This is a genomic window from Paracidovorax avenae ATCC 19860, from assembly GCF_000176855.2.
GTDB classification, from domain to species: domain Bacteria; phylum Pseudomonadota; class Gammaproteobacteria; order Burkholderiales; family Burkholderiaceae_C; genus Paracidovorax; species Paracidovorax avenae.
Window position 1 is genome coordinate 2183564 of record NC_015138.1, and the last position, 18477, is coordinate 2202040.

The following is an 18477-nucleotide window of genomic DNA, read 5'->3' on the forward strand; positions in this document are numbered from 1 at the left end:
TGCGGCGATGGGGGGAGATGGGCCTGCAGGTCATGGCATCTCCTGCACGTCGCGCGAGTTCGATCCGTCCACGTGGTCGGTGCCCGACATGCCGCGCGAGGCGAGCAGCACCACCAGGAACAGCGCCGTCATGGCGAAGCCGATCACGATGGCCGTCAGAACCAGCGCCTGAGGCATCGGGTCGGCATAGTGCAGCAGGTCCTTCGGCACGCCGTCGACCAGCACCGGCTCCTTGCCCACGGCCAGGCCCAGCCGGCCCATGCTGAAGATGAACAGGTTCACCGCATAGGACAGCAGCGCCAGCCCCATGATGACCTGGTAAGTGCGGGGGCGCAGCACCAGCCACACGCCCGATCCCGTGAGCACGCCGATCGCGACGGCCAGAACGATTTCCATCAGGGGCTCCCTCCCGGTGCCGTGGCGGCGGCTCCGCCGCGGGCGCCCTCCGATGCCACCGGCAGCTTGCTCCCGGCGGCGTGGGCCGCCTGCGCGGACTGCGCCGATTCTTCCGCCTCGCGCTCTTCCGCGAGGCGCGCGTGATAGCGGTGGCCTCGCACCGATTGGTGGGCGATCGCCGTCAGCATGAGCAGCGTGGCGCCCACCACGAGCGAGAACACGCCGATGTCGAAGAAGAGGGCGCTGGCCACGTGGATCTCGCCCACCACCGGCAGGTGCAGGTGGGCGGTGTGGCTGGTGAGGAAGGGGTAGCCGAAGAAGAGTGCGCCCGCGCCCGTGCCCACGGCGAACAGCAGCCCGGTGGCGATCCAGCGGCGCGGGTACAGGGACAGGTGGGCCTCGACCCACTGCGTGCCCGAGATGATGTACTGCATCAGCAGGCCGACGGAGAGCACGAGGCCCGCCACGAAGCCGCCGCCGGGCTGGTTGTGGCCACGCATGAACATGTAGAACGAGACCAGCAGCGTGAACGGCAGAAGCAGCCGCACCAGCACGGCCGGCACCATCAGGTAGCCCACGGCGGTGTCCGTCGCGTGGCGCGGGTTCAGCAGGTCGGTTTGCAGGTCGGCAGGCATGTTGCGCTGCTGCTCCGGCAGGTCCATGGCCTCGCGCGCGGGGCGGAAGCGGCGCAGCAGCGCGTACACCGTGAGCGCCACGATGCCCAGCACCACGATCTCGCCGAAGGTGTCGAAGCCGCGGAAATCCACCAGCATCACGTTCACGACGTTGGTCCCGCCGCCTTCGGACTGCGCACGTTCCAGGAAGAAGGTGGACGTGCTCTCGGGGAACGGCCGACTCATCATCACGTAGGCCAGCCAACCCAGTCCGCCACCGGCGAGCAGCGAGATCACCAGGTCGCGCGCGCGGCGCAGCCTCGGCAGGCCGACGACAGGCGCCACCTCCCGCAGCCGCTCGTCGCGCCGCGGCAGCCAGCGCAGCCCCAGCAGCACGAGCACCGTGGTGACGACTTCCACCACGATCTGCGTCAGCGCGAGATCGGGCGCGGAAAACCACAGGAAGGTGATGCAGGTGCACAGCCCTGCGCCGCCCAGCAGGGTGAGCGCGGCCAGCCGGTGGTACTTCGCCTGCCAGGCCGCGGCCACGGCGCAGACCGAACCGACGATCCAGATCGCGACGAAGGCCGGCGACAGCGGCAGCGTGCCGCGGTCGCCCAGTTGCAGGCCGCGGGACCACAGCGGCAGCGCCCCCGCCACCAGCGCCGCGCAGACCAGCCACAGCATCTGCCATTGCAGCCGCGGCGTGCCGAGCATGCGGCGGCCACGGTACCCGGCCAGCGTAAGCAGCGTGAGCAGCACCTCGAAGATGCGCTTGCCGCTCACGCGGTAGATGAGCGGGGGGGCGTCGATCCGGCCCGCCTCGCGCTGGCGGCGCAGCAGCAGATAGAGCGCGGCGCCGCCCGCCAGCGCGATCAGGCTCATCACGAACGGCGTATTGAAGCCGTGCCAGATCGCGAGACTGTATTCGGGCAGGTCACCGCCTACCACCGGCAGGGCGGCGGCGGCCAGGTACTGGCCGACCGACCAGGCCGGGAAGATGCCGACCACGAGGCAGGCCAGCACCAGCAGTTCGACGGGCACGCGCATCCAGTGCGGCGGCTCGTGCGGCTCGCTCGGCAGATCCTGCGCCTTCGGTCCCCAGAAGACGTCCACCGTGAAGCGCAGCGAATAGGCCACGCTGAACACACCGGCGATCGTGGCCGCCACGGGCAGCGCGGTGGCCACGAACGGCGAGGCTTCGAGGAACACGGTCTCGGCGAAGAACATTTCCTTCGAGAGGAAGCCGTTGAGCAGCGGCACGCCGGCCATCGCCGCGCTCGCCACCGTGGCCAGGGTGGTGGTGACCGGCATCATGCGCCGCAGGCCCGACAGGCGCCGGATGTCGCGCGTGCCGCTCTCGTGGTCGATGATTCCGGCGGCCATGAACAGCGACGCCTTGAACGTGGCGTGGTTCATGATGTGGAAGACCGCGGCCACGGCCGCCAGCGGGCTGTTGAGGCCCAGCAGCAGGGTGATGAGCCCCAGGTGCGAGATGGTGGAGTAGGCCAGCAGCCCCTTGAGGTCATGCTGGAACATGGCCGCATAGCCCCCGACCAGCAGCGTGAGCAGGCCGGCTCCGCCCACGATCCAGAACCACGGCTCGGTGCCGCCCATCACCGGCCACATGCGCGCCAGCAGGAAGACGCCCGCCTTCACCATGGTGGCGGAATGCAGGTAGGCCGACACAGGCGTGGGCGCCGCCATGGCATTGGGCAGCCAGAAATGGAAGGGGAACTGCGCGCTCTTGGTCAGCGCACCCAGCAGCACCAGCACCAGTGCGGCCAGGTAGAGGGGGTGGCCGCGGACGAGGTCGCCTGCCGCCAGCACCCGGTCCAGGTCGTAGCTGCCCACGATATGGCCCAGAACCAGCACGCCTGCCAGCAGGCACAGCCCGCCCGTGCCGGTGACGGTGAGTGCCATGCGGGCGCCGCTGCGGGCGTCCTTGCGGTGGTGCCAGTAGCCGATCAGCAGGAAGGAAAAGAGACTGGTCAGCTCCCAGAAGAACACGAGCTGGACCAGGTTGCCCGAGAGCACCACGCCGCTCATGGCGCCCATGAAGGCCAGGAAGAACGAAAAGAACCGTGGCACCGGATCGGCGGGCGACATGTAGTAGCGCGCGTACAGCACCACCAGCGAGCCTATGCCCAGCACCAGCATGCAGAACATCCAGGCGAACCCGTCCATGCGCAGCACGAGGTTCAGGCCCAGCGAAGGCAGCCAGGCGAACTCCTGCCGCACCACGCCACCCGCCGCCACCTCCGGAAAATACAGCGCCGCCTGCACCGCGCAGAACAGTGCCACCGCGCCGGCGAGCGTCGATTCGGCATTGCGCGCGTTCGCGGGCAGCAGCGCCGCGAGCACGCTGCCGACGAATGGCAGGAGGACGAGGAGGATCAGGGGCATGTGCGGACCATTCTACGGGGAAGGTCCGCCTGCGCCGCTATGAAAACCCGAGCAGGCTACGGTGAATCGGCGCACCCCTCCAAGGGGGCGACCTGGATGGCGAGCATGCCTTCACAGCTCCTCGACGCGCCGGGCCGGATAGCTGTCCCAGCTCTGGCAGCCGGGGCATTGCCAGAAGTGCTGCCGCGCCTCGAATCCGCAAGCCGCGCAGCGGTAACGCGTGAGCGGCTTCGCAGCCTGGTCGAGCGCCCGCTGCACCTGCGGATGGAAGTCCTCGTGTTCGAGCTTCTCCTGCGACAGCCACTTGGCAGCGGCGACCAGCGAAGGCTCCTTGTCCAGGTGGCGCACATACCAGTCGCGTGGCGGCCGCGCGGGATCGCCCGCGGCCGCTTCCATGGCCACGATCGCGTCGAGCACGTCCAGGGACGGCGCGCGGGCATAGTGCTCCTGCAGCAACTGCAGCACATCGCCCTGGCGCCCGGTCGCAGCCGCCAGTTCGATCAGCAGCGGAGCGGCCAGCGGCAGCGCGCTGGGCGACTGCCGCGCCAGTTCCTGGAGCGTGGCCAGCGCCGCCTCGGCGTGGCCGCGGCGCTGCTGCAGCCGCGCGAGTTCGATGCGCGGCCGCGGCGCATCCGGCGCGGCGGCCCGCGCTTCCTCGAACTGCGCCTGCGCCGCATCCAGGTCGCCCTGGGCCGCGTGCGCCAGCGCCTGCTCGCACAGGTAGTGTGCCTGCCGGGCGCTGAAATCGCCCTGGTGGGATCCGTGCATCTTGCGCGCGATCGCCGTGGCCTGCGGCCAGTCCCGCGAACGTTCGTAGATGGCCAGCAACGCCATGCGGGCCTGCCCCTCGAAGGGCGTGCCTTCCAGCCGCTGCAGCGCATCCTCGGCGCGGTCCAGCAGACCGGCCTTGAGGAAGTCCAGCGCGAGTGCGTGCTGGGCGCGCTCGCGGTCGGCCCGGCCCAGGTCGCCGCGGGACAGCAGGTGCTCATGCACGCGCACCGCACGGTTGTACTCGCCGCGCCGGCGGAAGAGGTTGCCGAGCGCGAAATGCAGCTCCGACGTGTCCGGGTCGTTCTGCACCGCCTCGATGAACGCATCGATCGCCTGGTCCTGCTGCTCGTTGAGCAGGTAGTTCAGCCCCTTGAAATAGGCTTTGGGCGCCCGGCGATTTTCCTGGCGCAGCTGGCGCAGATCGAAGCGGGACGCGAGCCATCCCAGCACGAATGCCAGGGGAAGCCCCAGCAGGAGCCAGCTCAGGTCAAATTCCATGGATGGGCGGCTGCTGCTGCAGGTCGGTCACGGGAGTGGCACTGCCCGCCGGGGAGGCGGACGCAGGCGCGGAAGCAGGCGAGGGCGGCAGCGCGGCCTCGGCGCGGCGCGCGGCGCGCAGGTGCTTCCACCAGCGGGGCACCATGCCCAGCACGCCGACGGCGACACCGAGGGCGAACGCGGACAGCACCACCAGCACCAGCGGCGCGGTCCAGCGGGTGCCGAAGAAGAAATGCACCGTCGCGTCCTGCTGGTTGTTCAGTGCGAAGGCGAAGAGGGTGAAAAAAATGGCTGCCTTGAGCAGCCACAGGAAATACTTCATGCCATGCGTCTCCTCGATGGTGGGAGGATTCTACGGTCAGGCCCGTCCCCCGGGCGCGTGCCGGGTATGGTGCGGCGCGCTCCGTCAGGCGGCGTCGGATGCGTCGGTTGCGGCGCCGATGCCCATCTCGGCGGTACGCCGGTCCACGGCCTCGCGCAGGGCCTTGCCCGGCTTGAAATGCGGAACGCGCTTCTCGGGAATGTGCACGGCCTCGCCGCTGCGGGGATTGCGTCCCATGCGCGGCGGCCGGCGGTTGACCGAAAAGCTGCCGAACCCACGCACTTCGATGCGGTGGCCACGCACCAGCGCATCGCCCACGGCATCCAGGATGGTCTTGACGGCGGCTTCGGCATCGCGTTGCGTGAGCTGGCCGAAGCGGGCGGCAAGTTCTTCGACGAGGTCTGATCGGGTCATGGGGTCCGGTCTGTGGCGCCAGGGTCGGCGAAAAAAGTGGTCCATGCCGGATGCCGGCATTTGCGCGCGGCGCAGGGGCATGGGTCTGGAATGCGCACTTGGAAAAAAGCGGCGGGCGCACGAGGCGCCCGCCGCTTGCAGCCGTGCAGGCACGGCCTTTCTCAGCCTTGCGGGCTCAGGCTCCGATTATTTGTCGGAGTTGTCCAGCTTGGCGCGCAGCAGGGCGCCCAGGCTGGTCGTGCCGGCGCTTTCGCGGGCCGATTGCTGCGACAGCGACGCCATGGCGCCTTGCTCGTCGGCCATGTCCTTGGCCTTGATCGACAGCTGGATGTTGCGGGTCTTGCGATCCACGTTCACCACCACGGCCGTGACTTCGTCGCCTTCCTTCAGCACGTTGCGGGCATCTTCCACGCGGTCGCGGGAGATTTCCGAAGCACGCAGGTAGCCCACGATGTCTTCGCCCAGGTCGATCTCGGCGCCGCGGGCATCGACGGTCTTGACCTTGCCGGTCACCGTCTGGCCCTTGTCGTTCACCGTCACGAAGGTGGTGAACGGGTCGCCGTCGAGCTGCTTGATGCCCAGGGAGATGCGCTCGCGGTCCACGTCCACGGCCAGCACGATCGCCTCGACTTCCTGGCCCTTCTTGTAGTTGCGCACGGCGGCTTCGCCGGGCTCGTTCCAGGACAGGTCGGACAGGTGCACCAGGCCGTCGATACCGGCAGCCAGGCCCACGAACACGCCGAAGTCGGTGATCGACTTGATCGGGCCCTTGACGCGGTCGCCGCGCTTGGTGTTCTGCGCGAACTCCTGCCACGGGTTGGCCTTGCACTGCTTCATGCCCAGGCTGATGCGGCGCTTGTCTTCGTCGATCTCGAGGACCATGACTTCGACTTCGTCACCCAGCGACACGAGCTTGGACGGGGCGATGTTCTTGTTCGTCCAGTCCATTTCGGAAACGTGCACCAGGCCTTCGATGCCGGGCTCGAGTTCCACGAACGCACCGTAGTCGGCGATGTTCGTGACCTTGCCGAACAGGCGCGTGCCCGAGGGGTAGCGGCGCGACACGCCCAGCCACGGGTCGTCGCCCATCTGCTTCAGGCCCAGGGAGACGCGGTTCTTCTCGGTGTCGAACTTGAGGATCTTGGCGGTGATTTCCTGGCCAGCCTGCACCACCTCGGAAGGGTGGCGGACACGGCGCCATGCCATGTCGGTGATGTGCAGCAGGCCGTCGATGCCGCCCAGGTCCACGAACGCACCGTATTCGGTGATGTTCTTGACCACGCCCTGCACGATGGAGCCTTCCTTCAGGGTTTCCATCAGCTTGGCGCGCTCTTCGCCCATGGAGGCTTCCACCACGGCGCGGCGGCTCAGCACCACGTTGTTGCGCTTGCGGTCGAGCTTGATGACCTTGAATTCCATGGTCTTGTTCTCGTACGGCGTCAGATCCTTGATCGGACGCGTATCGATCAGCGAACCGGGCAGGAATGCGCGGATGCCGTTGACCAGGACGGTGAGGCCGCCCTTGACCTTGCCGCTGGTCGTGCCGGTGACGAACTCGCCGGATTCCAGGGCCTTTTCCAGCGCCAGCCAGGAGGCCAGGCGCTTGGCGGTGTCACGCGACAGGATCGTGTCGCCGTAACCGTTCTCGATCGAGCCGATGGCCACGGAGACGAAATCGCCCACCTGGACTTCGACCTCGCCCTTGTCGTTCTTGAACTCTTCCAGGGGCACGTAGGCTTCGGACTTGAGGCCTGCGTTCACCACGACGAAGTTGTGCTCGACGCGCACGACTTCTGCGGTGATGACTTCGCCCGGGCGCATTTCGGTGCGCGTCAAGGACTCTTCAAAAAGGGCGGCAAAAGATTCAGACATGTATTTCCTAGGTCCGCAGGCGCGTTTCCGCCGGCACCATTGCCGGCGTTTCTATCGTTGCCTGCGGAAGGTTGTGTGGCGGTTGGCCACGGTTGGGGTTGAACACATCGCAAGGCCGTGCGCTGCAGGCGCGGTAGGAGGCCTTGCGGGCCCGGTTCAGTCCTGCGCGGGGTGCGCGAAGGGCTGTCGCTGCTGCCACCAGGCAAGCACCTGCTCGACGGCTTCTTCGACCGAGAGCAGGGAGTTGTCCAGCACCAGCGCATCCTGCGCAGGCTTCAGGGGCGCGACCGGCCGGGTGCTGTCCCGGATGTCACGCGCCTCGAGATCTGCGCGAAGGTCGTCGATATTAGCGGAAATTCCCTTTGAAATCAACTGTTTATGGCGCCGCTCCGCCCGGCAGGCCGCGCTCGCCGTGAGATAGACCTTCAACGCCGCGCCCGGGAAGATCACCGTGCCCATGTCGCGGCCGTCCGCGACCAGGCCGGGCAGGCGCCGGAAGCTGTGCTGCAGCGCCACCAGGGCCTCGCGCACCGGCGGCAGGGCCGAGACGCGGGAAGCGTTCATGCCGGCCTCCTCGGTGCGAATGGCGTCCGTCACATCGTCCTCGCCCAGCCAGATCCGGCCGGACTCGAACCGCACCGGCAGGGTGCGCGCCAGGGCCGCGATCCGGTCCTGGTGGGCCGCGTCGATGGACAGCCCGGCACGCAGCGCCGCCAGTGCCGTGATGCGGTACATCGCGCCCGAATCGAGGAAGCGGTAGCCCAGCCGCTGTGCCACCGCTGCCGCCACCGTGCCCTTGCCCGATGCCGTGGGACCGTCGATGCAGATCACGGGAACGTGCTCCACGGGTGTTCCGGCGGCCGAGAAGAGGGCCTCGAAGTAGTCCGGGAAGGTCTTGGCCACGCATTTCGGATCCTCGATGCGTACCGGGAGCTTCGCCGGGTTGTACGCCGCCAGCGAAAAGCACATCGCGATGCGGTGGTCGTCGTAGGTGTGGATGCTCGCTGCGCGCCAATCGGCCGGCGAGGCGGGCGGGGTGACGCGCAGGAAGTCCGGGCCCTCCTCGACGGTGGCGCCCAGGCGCCGGCATCCCTGCGCCATGGCCGCGATGCGATCCGTTTCCTTCACGCGCCAGCTCGCGATGTTGCGCAGCGTGGTCGTGCCCTTCGCGTACAGCGCCATCACGGCCAGCGTCATGGCCGCGTCGGGAATGTGGTTGCAGTCGAGATCGACCGCCCGCAGCGGCCAGGCGCCGCGGCGCACCTCCAGCCAGTTCGGGCCGCCCGTGACCTCCGCGCCCATGGCGCGGGCCGCTTCGGCGAAGCGGATGTCCCCCTGGATCGAATCCAGGCCCACGCCGAGGATGCGCAGCGGCTCCTGGCCGGGGGCCGGGGCCGCCAGGGCTCCCAGGGCGATGAAATAGCTGGCCGAGGAGGCGTCGGCCTCGACATGGATGGTGCCCGGGGAGCGGTAGCGGCTGCCGGCCGGTATGGTGAAGCGCTGCCAGTCGTCGTGCCGCACCGGGATGCCGAAGCGCTCCAGCAGCTGCAGCGTGATGTGGATGTAGGGACGCGAGATCAGCTCGCCCACCACCTCGATCACCACGTCCTGCTCGCGTGTCACCAGGGGCAGGGCCATCAGCAGGGCGGTGAGGAACTGGCTGGATACGTCGCCCCGCACCCGCACGGGAGCGTCCAGCGCCAGCGGCGGGACGCCGCCCGCATGCGCGATGCGCAGCGGCGGGAAGCCGGGGTTGCCCAGGTAGCTGATGTGGCAGCCGAGCTGAAGCAAGGCTTCCACCAGGTCGCCGATCGGCCGCTCGTGCATGCGCGGGACGCCGGAAAGCTCGAATTCGCCGCCCAGCAGGGCCAGCGCCGCCGTCAGCGGCCGCATGGCCGTTCCCGCGTTGCCGAGGAAGAGCTTCGCTGGCGAGCGTGCCGGGGTCGTGCCCAGGCCGGTGATGCGCACCGTGCCCCGTGCCGCGGCGCCTTCATCGACGCCGCAGCCGATCTCCCGCAGCGCATCCAGCATCACGCGTGTGTCGTCGGAAGCCAGCAGGTCATGGACCTCCGTCGTCCCTTCGCTCAGGGCGGCCAGCAGCAGGACCCGGTTGGAAATGCTCTTGGAGCCCGGCAGCCGCACGGCTCCTCCGGCGGTGTCCATGGGGGGGAGGTCGAGAAACGCGGTGCTGTACATCGGCTGCGGGAATCTAGGAGGTGCGGCGCGCGCCCATGCGCCAATGGGCCCGGGTTTCGCTGGCCAGGGTGATGAGGTCTTCGAGCGCCTGGCCGTCGCCCTGCTGCATGGCCTGCTCCATCTGCTGGAGCGCCTGGATGAAATGGCGCGACTGGGCGAGCAGTTCGGTGCGGTTGGCCAGCAGGATGTCGCGCCAGATCTTCGGATCGCTGGCCGCGATCCGCGTGAAGTCGCGGAAACCCGGGCCGGCGAGCGAGAGGAACATATCCCCCTCGGATTGCGTATTGATGCTGTTGATCATCGCGAACGCGAGCAAGTGCGGCAGGTGGCTCACGGCGGCGAAGGCCGCGTCGTGCGACTCCGGCGACATGCTGCGCACGCGGCAGCCCAGCGCGCTCCAGACGGCCTCGGCCTTGCCCAGCTGGTCGGTGAGCGTGCGTTCGGTCGGCGTGAGGATCACCTGCCGCCCCGCGTAGAGATCCGCCTGTGCGTGCTCCACGCCGGAGGACTCGCTGCCGGTGATCGGGTGGGCCGGCACGAAGGAGCCGAACTGGTCGCGCAGCGCGCCGCGAGCCGCCTGCACCACGTCGGCCTTGGTCGAGCCCACGTCCATGACCAGCATCCTGGGAGTGACCAGGTGCTTGATCGCCTTGAGCGTGGATTCCGTCGCCGCCACCGGCACGGCCAGCAGCACGATGTCCGCGCCCGCGACCGCGAGCAGCGCGGAAGGGGCCTCGACGTCGATCACCCCGAGCTGGCGTGCACGGTCGGTGGTGGATGGCGACTTGCTGTAGCCGACCACGCGCTTGACGAGCCCGGCCCTCTTCATCGCCAGCGCGAACGACCCCCCCATCAGCCCGCAGCCCAGCAGGCCGAGCTGCTCGAAAACCGGAGTGCCTGCTTCCGTCACGGCGCCACCGGATAGGCGCCGAGCACCTTGTAGAACGCGCAGAGCGAGCGCAACTCCTCCAGGGCCTTGGCCACGTGGGGCTGGCTGGGATGGCCGTCGAGGTCGATGTAGAAATAGTATTCCCACTGGCCCGTGCGCGCGGGGCGCGATTCGAAGCGGGTCATGGAAACGCCGTGCGTCTTGAGCGGCACAAGCAGGTCGTGCACCGCGCCCGGGCGGTTGGGCACCGACACCACGAGGCTGGTGCAATCCTTGCCGGAGGCCGGCGGCGTCTGCAGTGTGTGCGGCAGGCAGATGACAGCGAAGCGCGTGCGGTTGTAGGCGTCGTCCTGGATGGCGTGCGACACCAGGTGCAGGCCGAACTGCGCGCCGGCGCGCTCGCTCGCGATGCCTGCCCAGGCCGGGTTCCCCGCGGCCAGGCGTGCGCCTTCGGCGTTGCTGGACACCGGACGGCGCTCCGCGTGCGGCAGGTGCTTCGACAGCCAGGCCTGGCATTGGGCCAGTGCCTGGGGGTGGGCCAGCACGGCCTCGATGCCATCCAGCGAATTGGACAGGCGCAGCAGGTTGTGGCGAACCAGCAGGCTCACCTCGCCCACCACGTGGCAGGGCGTGTGCAGGAACAGGTCGAGCGAGCGCGTGACCACGCCTTCCACCGAATTCTCCACGCCTACCACGCCATACTGGGCGCTGCCTGCCGCCGTGGCATGGAACACCTCGTCGAAATTGGCGCAGTACATGAGGTCGGCAGCACCGCCGAAGAATTCCACGGCCGCCTGCTCGCAGAACGTGCCGGCCGGGCCCAGCACTGCCACGCGCTGGGGCGATTCCAGGGCCAGGCAGGCGGACATGATCTCGCGCCAGATCGCCGCGACGTGCGGGCCCTTGAGCGGGCCCGGGTTGGCCGTCTGGATCTTCTCGATCACCTGCGCGACGCGGTCGGGCCGGAAGAAGGGCGAGCCTTCGCGCTTCTTGACCTCGCCGACGCGCTCGGCCACCAGCGCGCGCTGGTTCAGGAGGGTCAGGAGCTGCTGGTCGATGTTGTCGATCTGCACCCGCAGGCTGGCGAGATCGGGAGACGCTTGTGGGGATTGGGACATGGATCGGTCGGTCTGCGGTCTGCGGTCAGCAGGCGGTAGGGCGCCGCGCGCCGTTTCAGGCGCTGCGCTGTTCGAATTCTTGCATGTAGGCGACAAGTGCCTCCACGCCGGCCAGCGGCATGGCGTTGTAGAGGCTCGCACGCATGCCGCCCACCGACTTGTGGCCCTTGAGCTGCAGCAGCCCCCGCTCCCTGGCGCCTGCCAGGAAGGCTTCATTGCGCGTTTCGTCGCGCAGGAAGAAGGGGATGTTCATGCGCGACCGTGCGTTCGGCGACACCTTGTTCACGTAGAACTGCGACTGGTCGATGAAGTTGTAGAGCAGGCGGGCCTTGGCGATGTTGCGCTGCTCCATGGCCGCGATGCCGGAGAGCTCGCCCTCGCGCTGGCGCTTGAGCCACTGGAAGGTCAGGCCTGCCATGTAGATGCCCCAGGTGGGCGGGGTGTTGAACATCGACTGGTTCTCCGCCACCACCTTGTAGTCGAAGGCGCTCGGACAGGCCGGCAGGGCGTGGCCCAGCAGGTCCTCGCGCACCACCACCAGCGTGAGCCCGGCGGGGCCGAGGTTCTTCTGCGCCCCTCCGAATGCCAGGCCCACGCGCGACCAGTCCACCGGGCGCGAGGCCACGTGCGACGAGAAGTCGATCACCAGCGGTGCATCGCTGCCCAGCGCGCGCAGGTCCGGCAGCTCGTGGAACTCGATGCCATGGATCGTCTCGTTGCTGCACAGGTGCAGGTAGCTCGCGCCGCGGCTCAGCTGCCAGCTCGCCGGGTCGGGCAGGGTGGTGAAACCGCTGTCCTCCGCCGATGCGGCCACGTGGACCTCGGAAGCGTACTTGCGCGCTTCCTTGAGCGACTTCTGGCTCCAGCTGCCCGTCACCACCATGTCCACCGTCGCGGCGCGCGAGATGTTCAGCGGCACGATCGCGTTCTCGGCCAGGCCGCCGCCCTGCATGAACAGGATCCTGAAATGCTGCGGAACGGCGAGCAGTTCGCGCAGGTCCGCCTCCGCCTGCTCGTAGATCGAGATGAACTCCTTGCCCCGGTGGCTCATCTCCATCACGCCCATGCCGCTGCCATGCCAGTCCAGCATTTCGGACGCGGCCTGCTGGAGGACTTCGGCGGGAATGGCGGCGGGGCCTGCGGAGAAGTTGTACGGGCGGTTCATCGATTCAAGCGGTCGGAGGCCATGCCGTTTCCGGACGGCTGGCCGGTGGAGGGAGCATTCCGGCGCGCCGTGCGCTTTCCGCAGGCGCGCCGTGCCGTCATTCGGTCGCGGATCCGTCCGCGTCCGGCGTGGTGGAAGAGGGCGCGTCGTCGTCCGCGGCCGGCGGGTTCGCGTCGTTCTCGACGATGCGCTGCAGCCCGCTCAGCTTCGCGCCTTCGTCCAGGGCGATCAGCGTCACGCCCTGCGTCGCGCGGCCCAGTTCGCGGATCTCCGCCACGCGCGTGCGCACCAGCACGCCCTTGTCGGTGATCAGCATGATCTCGTCTTCCGCGTGGACCAGGGTGGCCGCGACGACCTTGCCGTTGCGCTCGCTCTGCTGGATGGCGATCATCCCCTTCGTGCCGCGGCCGTGGCGGGTGTATTCAACGATGCTGGTGCGCTTGCCGTAGCCGTTCTCGGTGGCGGTGAGCACACTCTGCGTCTCGTCCTCCGCCACCAGCATGGCGATCACGCTCTGGCCGTCCTCCAGCATCATGCCGCGCACGCCGCGCGCGGCGCGGCCCAGCGGCCGAACGTCGTTCTCGTCGAAGCGCACGGCCTTGCCGCCGTCGGAGAAAAGCATCACATCGTGCTGGCCGTCGGTGAGCGCAGCCCCGATGAGGTAGTCGCCGTCGTCCAGGTTCACGGCGATGATGCCGCCCTTGCGCGGGTTGCTGAACTCGTCCAGCGCCGTCTTCTTCACCGTGCCCATGCTGGTCGCCATGAAGACGAAGCGGTCGGCGGGGAAGGTGCGCATGTCGCCGGTCAGCGGCAGCACCACGTTGATCTTCTCGCCTTCCTGCAGCGGGAACATGTTCACGATCGGCCGGCCGCGCGAGCCTCGCGAGCCTGCCGGCACTTCCCAGACCTTGAGCCAGTACAGCCGGCCGCGGTTGGAGAAGCACAGGATGTAGTCGTGCGTGTTGGCGATGAAGAGCTGGTCGATCCAGTCGTCTTCCTTGGTCGCCGTGGCCTGCTTGCCGCGTCCGCCGCGCTTCTGCGCACGGTACTCGGACAGCGGCTGGCTCTTGATGTAGCCCGTGTGCGAGAGCGTCACGACCATGTCGGTGGGCGTGATGAGGTCCTCGGTGGAGAGGTCCTGCGCACTGTGCTCGACCAGGGTACGGCGCATGCCGAGCTTGTGCTGGCCGAACTCCGCCTTGATCGCGGTGAGCTCGTCGCCGATGATGACCGAGACGCGCTCGGGCTTGGAAAGGATGTCCAGCAGGTCTTCGATGACCGCCATGATGTCCTTGTACTCGGCGACGATCTTGTCCTGCTCCAGGCCTGTCAGGCGCTGCAGGCGCATCTGCAGGATTTCCTGGGCCTGCGTTTCGGAGAGGCGGTACAGGCCGTCCTGGCCCATGCCGTATTCGCGCTCCAGGCCCTCGGGGCGATAGTCGTCGGCGTTCACGACGCCGCCGTCCGCGCGGGTGCGCGTGAGCATCTCGCGCACCAGCTGGCTGTCCCACGCACGGTTCATCAGCTCGGTCTTGGCGATCGGCGGCGTGGGCGATTCGCGGATGATGCGGATGAACTCGTCGATATTGGCCAGCGCCACGGCCAGGCCTTCCAGCACGTGGCCGCGCTCGCGGGCCTTGCGCAACTCGAACACCGTGCGCCGCGTGACCACCTCGCGGCGGTGCTGCAGGAACACGACGATCAGGTCGCGCAGGTTGCACAGGCGCGGCTGGCCGTCCACCAGGGCCACCATGTTGATGCCGAAGGTGTCCTGCAGTTGCGTCTGCTTGTAGAGGTTGTTCAGCACCACCTCGGGCACTTCGCCGCGCTTGAGCTCGATCACCAGCCGCATGCCCGACTTGTCGGACTCGTCCTGGATGTGGCTGATGCCCTCGATCTTCTTCTCGTGCACCAGTTCGGCCATGCGCTCCTGCAGCGTCTTCTTGTTGACCTGGTAGGGCAGCTCATCGACGATGATGGCCTGGCGCTGTCCGCGGTCGATGTCCTCGAAGTGGCAGCGCGCCCGCATGACCACCTTGCCGCGGCCGGTGCGGTAGCCTTCCTTCACGCCGTTGATGCCGTAGATGATGCCCGCGGTGGGAAAGTCCGGCGCGGGAATGATCTCCATGATCTCGTCCACCGTGGCGTCCGGGTGGCGCAGCACGTGCAGGCAGGCGTCCACCACCTCGTTGAGGTTGTGCGGCGGGATGTTCGTCGCCATGCCCACCGCGATGCCGGCCGAGCCGTTCACGAGCAGGTTGGGCAGCTTGCTGGGCAGCACCAGCGGCTCTTTCTCGCTACCGTCGTAGTTGGGGCCGAAATCGACGGTTTCCTTGTCGATGTCGGCCAGCATCTCGTGGGCGATCTTCGACAGGCGGATTTCCGTGTACCGCATGGCGGCCGCGCCGTCGCCGTCCACGGAGCCGAAATTGCCCTGGCCGTCGACCAGCATGTGCCGCAGCGAGAAATCCTGCGCCATCCGCACGATCGTGTCGTACACGGCGCTGTCGCCGTGGGGATGGTACTTGCCGATGACGTCCCCGACGATACGGGCCGACTTCTTATAAGGGCGGTTCCAGTCGTTATTGAGTTCGTGCATCGCGAACAGGACGCGGCGATGCACCGGCTTGAGGCCGTCCCGCGCATCCGGCAACGCGCGGCCGACGATCACGCTCATCGCGTAATCGAGATAACTGCGCCGCATCTCCTCTTCGAGGCTGATGGGCAGGGTTTCTTTGGCGAACTGGGTCATGGGATCGGGGATGCGGGATCAGGGCGGCGGAGGTCGGACATTCTAGGCGCAACGCCTTGTCGCAAGTGCGCAACAGATCGGGGGGTAAAGCGCTTTTGTCCTACGGTTGAGGGTTGGGGGGCGGTCACTTTGCCTTGTTACGTATGGCACAATCAATTCAGCGTTTTTGGTGATGGTCACTGACGACGTCCATATTCGCAGCGCGGCTGCGGCTTTTTCCCCAAGAGGAGAACCATGAAGAAACTGAACAAAGTGGCGATGTTGTTGGCCTCTGCCGTGCTGGCTACCTCGGCTGGTGCCCAAGTCAAGGCCGCTGATGGCGGCAAGGTGATCGACAACTGGCAAAACGGCACCGGCGAGCTGGTGTGGAAGAACGGCACGAACGAACTGTGCTGGCGCGATGCCAACTGGACGCCCGCCACCGCCGCAGCAGGCTGCGACGGCGCCCTGGTGGCCCAGGCTCCGGCACCGGCTCCTGCCGCTGCTCCGGCACCTGCCGCTCCCGCTGCACCCACCCCCGCACCGGCAGCCCCCGTGGCCAACAAGGTGACCTACGCCGCCGACGCTTTCTTCGACTTCGACAAGTCCGTGCTGAAGCCCGAAGGCAAGGCCAAGCTGGACGACCTGGTCTCCAAGGTCAAGAACGTGAACCTGGAAGTCATCATCGCCGTGGGTCACACCGACTCCATCGGTACCGATGCCTACAACCAGAAGCTGTCCGTGCGCCGCGCTGAAGCCGTGAAGGCATACCTCGTGTCCAAGGGCATCGAGAAGAACCGCGTGTACACCGAAGGCAAGGGCGAGAAGCAGCCGATCGCCGACAACAAGACCAAGGAAGGCCGCGCGAAGAACCGCCGCGTGGAAATCGAAGTGGTTGGCACCCGCGCCAACTGATTTCGGTCAGTTTCCCTTCCCTGAAAGCCCCGGTCTCCGGGGCTTTTTTTATGCCTGCTGCAATTGCGGGCACAATTTGCCAATGAGCTCCTCCACTGCCAATGTCGATCCGGCCGAACTGGCCAAATTCTCCGAACTGGCCCACCGCTGGTGGGACCTCGAAAGCGAATTCCGTCCCCTGCACGAGATCAATCCGCTGCGGCTGGGCTGGATCGACGGCCTGGCCCCACTGCAGGGGCAGCGGGTGCTGGATGTCGGCTGCGGCGGGGGCATCCTGGCCGACGCCATGGCCCGCAAGGGTGCGACGGTGACGGGCATCGATCTCGCGACCAAGTCGCTGAAGGTGGCCCAGCTCCATGCGCTCGAGGCCGGCACGCCCCATATCCAGTACCGCGAGGTCAGCGTCGAGGCGCTGGCGGAAGAGTCGCCGGCATCGTTCGACACCGTGACCTGCATGGAGATGTTGGAGCACGTTCCCGATCCGGCATCGGTGGTGCAGGCATGCGCCCGGCTGGTGAAGCCCGGCGGGTGGGTATTTTTCTCGACCATCAACCGCAATGCAAAGGCATTTCTCCTGGCCATCGTGGGTGCTGAATATGTGCTGGGCATGCTGCCACGTGGAACGCATGAATATGCGAATCTGATCAAGCCCAGTGAATTGGCCACGGCGTGCCGTGCAGCGCGGCTCGATGTCCTGCAGACCCGCGGCATGGAATACAACCCCCTCACGCGCCGTTATGCATTGAGCGGGAATACCAGCGTCAATTACCTCATGGCATGCCGCCGGGTGGATGCGTGATGGCGGACATTCCCCCCTTTCCGTCGCGCGTCAGCGCGGTGCTGTTCGACCTCGACGGCACCCTGGTGGACAGCGCGCCGGATCTCGCTGCGGCCGCCGACAAGATCCGCACGGACCGCGGCCTGCCGTCCCTGCCCCTGGCAGAGTACCGGCCCATGGCCGGCGCTGGTGCGCGCGGAATGCTCGCCGTGGCGCTCGGCATGGCGCCCGACCATCCCGATTTCCCGGCGTTGCGCGAAGAGTTCTTCGCCAACTACGAGGACTGCATCCATGACCGCACGACCGTGTTCGACGGCGTGGAGGCGCTCGTGGAGCAGCTGGCCCGGGCGGGGGTGCCTTGGGGTGTGGTCACCAACAAGGCGGCACGTTTCTCGGTGCCGCTGACCGAGGCGATCCCGATGTTCCGGACCTCCGGCGCGCTGGTGAGCGGGGATACCACGCCGCATGCGAAGCCGCATCCCGCTCCGTTGCTCGAAGCTGCCGCCCGGCTGGGCGTGCCACCCGGGGAATGCCTTTATGTCGGCGACGATGAGCGCGACATCGTCGCGGGCAATGCCGCCGGCATGGGAACGGTGGCGGCGCTCTACGGGTATCTCGGCAAGCACAAGGAGCCGGAGCTCTGGGGTGCCCACTGCGCTATTAAATTTCCCCTCGACCTCTTGCAATGGCTTCCCAAGGCCTAAAATGGGAGGTCTGGGGCTGCCCTGGTTTCGACGTGGGTTCGGAATCGGTGTGGTGCATGTCGAGCTTGATTGGCGCTCGTAAATCTGCATTCAACAAACCAACTGCAAACGACGAACGTTTCGCACTCGCCGCTTAAACACCGGTGAGCCTTGCAACAGCACGCTGACGGGCTGGGCAAGGGGGCCGCAAGGCCTCCCGGCTGCAAGGTTATTCACGTCAGCTGGCCTCCTGCCGGGTACCTTGGCATGGGGCGAGATCCAAGGGTGCTGGCCTTCCTCGCAGCGTGCGACTGCGCGGCTTGGAAGGTGAGATCCAAAACAGACCGCTAAACATGTAGATCTGCCCGAAGAAGGCTTGCGGACGCGGGTTCAATTCCCGCCAGCTCCACCACTCAAAGGCACCGCCACACACTGGAAAACCCAGCGTGTGGCGGTTTTTTTTATGCCCTGTGCTGCCGGCCTTGCGCCAAACCGCTGCAGCGCGTTCAGTTTCAGCGATCTCCTCTGCTGCTGCCTGGCAGCCGGATGGGTCGGCGATCTTTTGGCGGTAGTGCGAATTGCCCGGTTGCCTCAGGCGCCCAGACGCCGGGGGGCGGTCGCATTCGGCGTATTACCGTCGAGACCGCCTTGCCTCATGGCTGCATTGATTGAAAACCCTGGGTTGTGATTGAGGCGGCGCCCCGCAACG

At 67.4% G+C, this 18477-nt stretch carries 14 protein-coding genes and 1 other RNA gene; 4 read left to right on the top strand and 11 right to left on the bottom strand.

The features are described from left to right. Positions 1-30: 30 nt before the first annotated feature. The 11 genes from ACAV_RS09720 to gyrA all read right to left on the bottom strand — a co-directional run bounded on the left by ACAV_RS09720 (position 31) and on the right by gyrA (position 15413). Entirely contained in the window at positions 31-396 is a 366-nt protein-coding gene (locus tag ACAV_RS09720) for a Na+/H+ antiporter subunit C (RefSeq protein ID WP_013594396.1), read from the bottom strand. Further along, positions 396-3416, bottom strand: a complete 3021-nt coding sequence (locus ACAV_RS09725; RefSeq protein ID WP_013594397.1) for a monovalent cation/H+ antiporter subunit A — start codon at positions 3414-3416, stop codon at positions 396-398. Before ACAV_RS09725 ends, ACAV_RS09720 begins: the two co-directional genes overlap by 1 nt. Before the next feature lie 111 nt (positions 3417-3527). Continuing rightward, positions 3528-4685, bottom strand: coding sequence for a lipopolysaccharide assembly protein LapB (gene lapB / locus ACAV_RS09730; RefSeq protein WP_013594398.1), 1158 nt, complete (start codon positions 4683-4685; stop codon positions 3528-3530). Beyond that, on the bottom strand, positions 4675-5007 hold the full coding sequence (locus tag ACAV_RS09735; RefSeq protein WP_013594399.1) for a LapA family protein: 333 nt from the start codon (positions 5005-5007) through the stop codon (positions 4675-4677). Before ACAV_RS09735 ends, lapB begins: the two co-directional genes overlap by 11 nt. Before the next feature lie 84 nt (positions 5008-5091). After that, entirely contained in the window at positions 5092-5421 is a 330-nt protein-coding gene (locus tag ACAV_RS09740) for an integration host factor subunit beta (protein ID WP_041828702.1), read from the bottom strand. A 186-nt stretch (positions 5422-5607) separates the two neighbouring features. Beyond that, positions 5608-7293: a 30S ribosomal protein S1 gene (gene rpsA, locus ACAV_RS09745; RefSeq protein ID WP_013594401.1), complete on the bottom strand. Its 1686-nt coding sequence runs from the start codon at positions 7291-7293 to the stop codon at positions 5608-5610. A gap of 156 nt (positions 7294-7449) precedes the next feature. Beyond that, positions 7450-9489, bottom strand: coding sequence for a bifunctional 3-phosphoshikimate 1-carboxyvinyltransferase/cytidylate kinase (locus ACAV_RS09750; RefSeq protein WP_013594402.1), 2040 nt, complete (start codon positions 9487-9489; stop codon positions 7450-7452). 13 nt (positions 9490-9502) lie between these two features. Continuing rightward, positions 9503-10399 carry a prephenate dehydrogenase gene (locus tag ACAV_RS09755; RefSeq protein WP_013594403.1) on the bottom strand — a complete coding sequence of 299 codons (897 nt, stop codon included), beginning with the start codon at positions 10397-10399 and terminating at the stop codon, positions 9503-9505. After that, positions 10396-11496 carry a prephenate dehydratase gene (gene pheA / locus ACAV_RS09760; RefSeq protein WP_013594404.1) on the bottom strand — a complete coding sequence of 367 codons (1101 nt, stop codon included), beginning with the start codon at positions 11494-11496 and terminating at the stop codon, positions 10396-10398. The genes ACAV_RS09755 and pheA overlap by 4 nt, the downstream gene beginning before the upstream one ends. A 55-nt stretch (positions 11497-11551) precedes the next feature. Further along, entirely contained in the window at positions 11552-12661 is a 1110-nt protein-coding gene (serC, locus tag ACAV_RS09765) for a 3-phosphoserine/phosphohydroxythreonine transaminase (protein WP_013594405.1), read from the bottom strand. Positions 12662-12758: 97 nt separating this feature from the next. Continuing rightward, a complete protein-coding gene (gyrA, locus tag ACAV_RS09770) occupies positions 12759-15413 on the bottom strand; it encodes a DNA gyrase subunit A (protein WP_013594406.1) in 2655 nt (884 codons plus the stop codon). A 234-nt stretch (positions 15414-15647) separates the two neighbouring features. On the opposite strand from gyrA, the gene ompA reads away from it, so the two are divergent. From ompA to ssrA, 4 genes are all read left to right on the top strand, one after another. Then, entirely contained in the window at positions 15648-16307 is a 660-nt protein-coding gene (ompA, locus tag ACAV_RS09775) for an outer membrane protein OmpA (protein ID WP_013594407.1), read from the top strand. Positions 16308-16389: 82 nt separating this feature from the next. Next, positions 16390-17106 (top strand): bifunctional 2-polyprenyl-6-hydroxyphenol methylase/3-demethylubiquinol 3-O-methyltransferase UbiG, encoded by a 717-nt coding sequence (gene ubiG, locus ACAV_RS09780; protein WP_013594408.1) that lies wholly within the window; start codon positions 16390-16392, stop codon positions 17104-17106. Then, the gene (gene gph, locus ACAV_RS09785) at positions 17106-17789 is read left to right on the top strand and encodes a phosphoglycolate phosphatase (RefSeq protein WP_013594409.1); all 684 of its coding nucleotides are present in this window, start codon (positions 17106-17108) and stop codon (positions 17787-17789) included. Before ubiG ends, gph begins: the two co-directional genes overlap by 1 nt. Before the next feature lie 12 nt (positions 17790-17801). After that, positions 17802-18180: a transfer-messenger RNA gene (gene ssrA / locus ACAV_RS24070) on the top strand. Positions 18181-18477 lie beyond the last annotated feature (297 nt).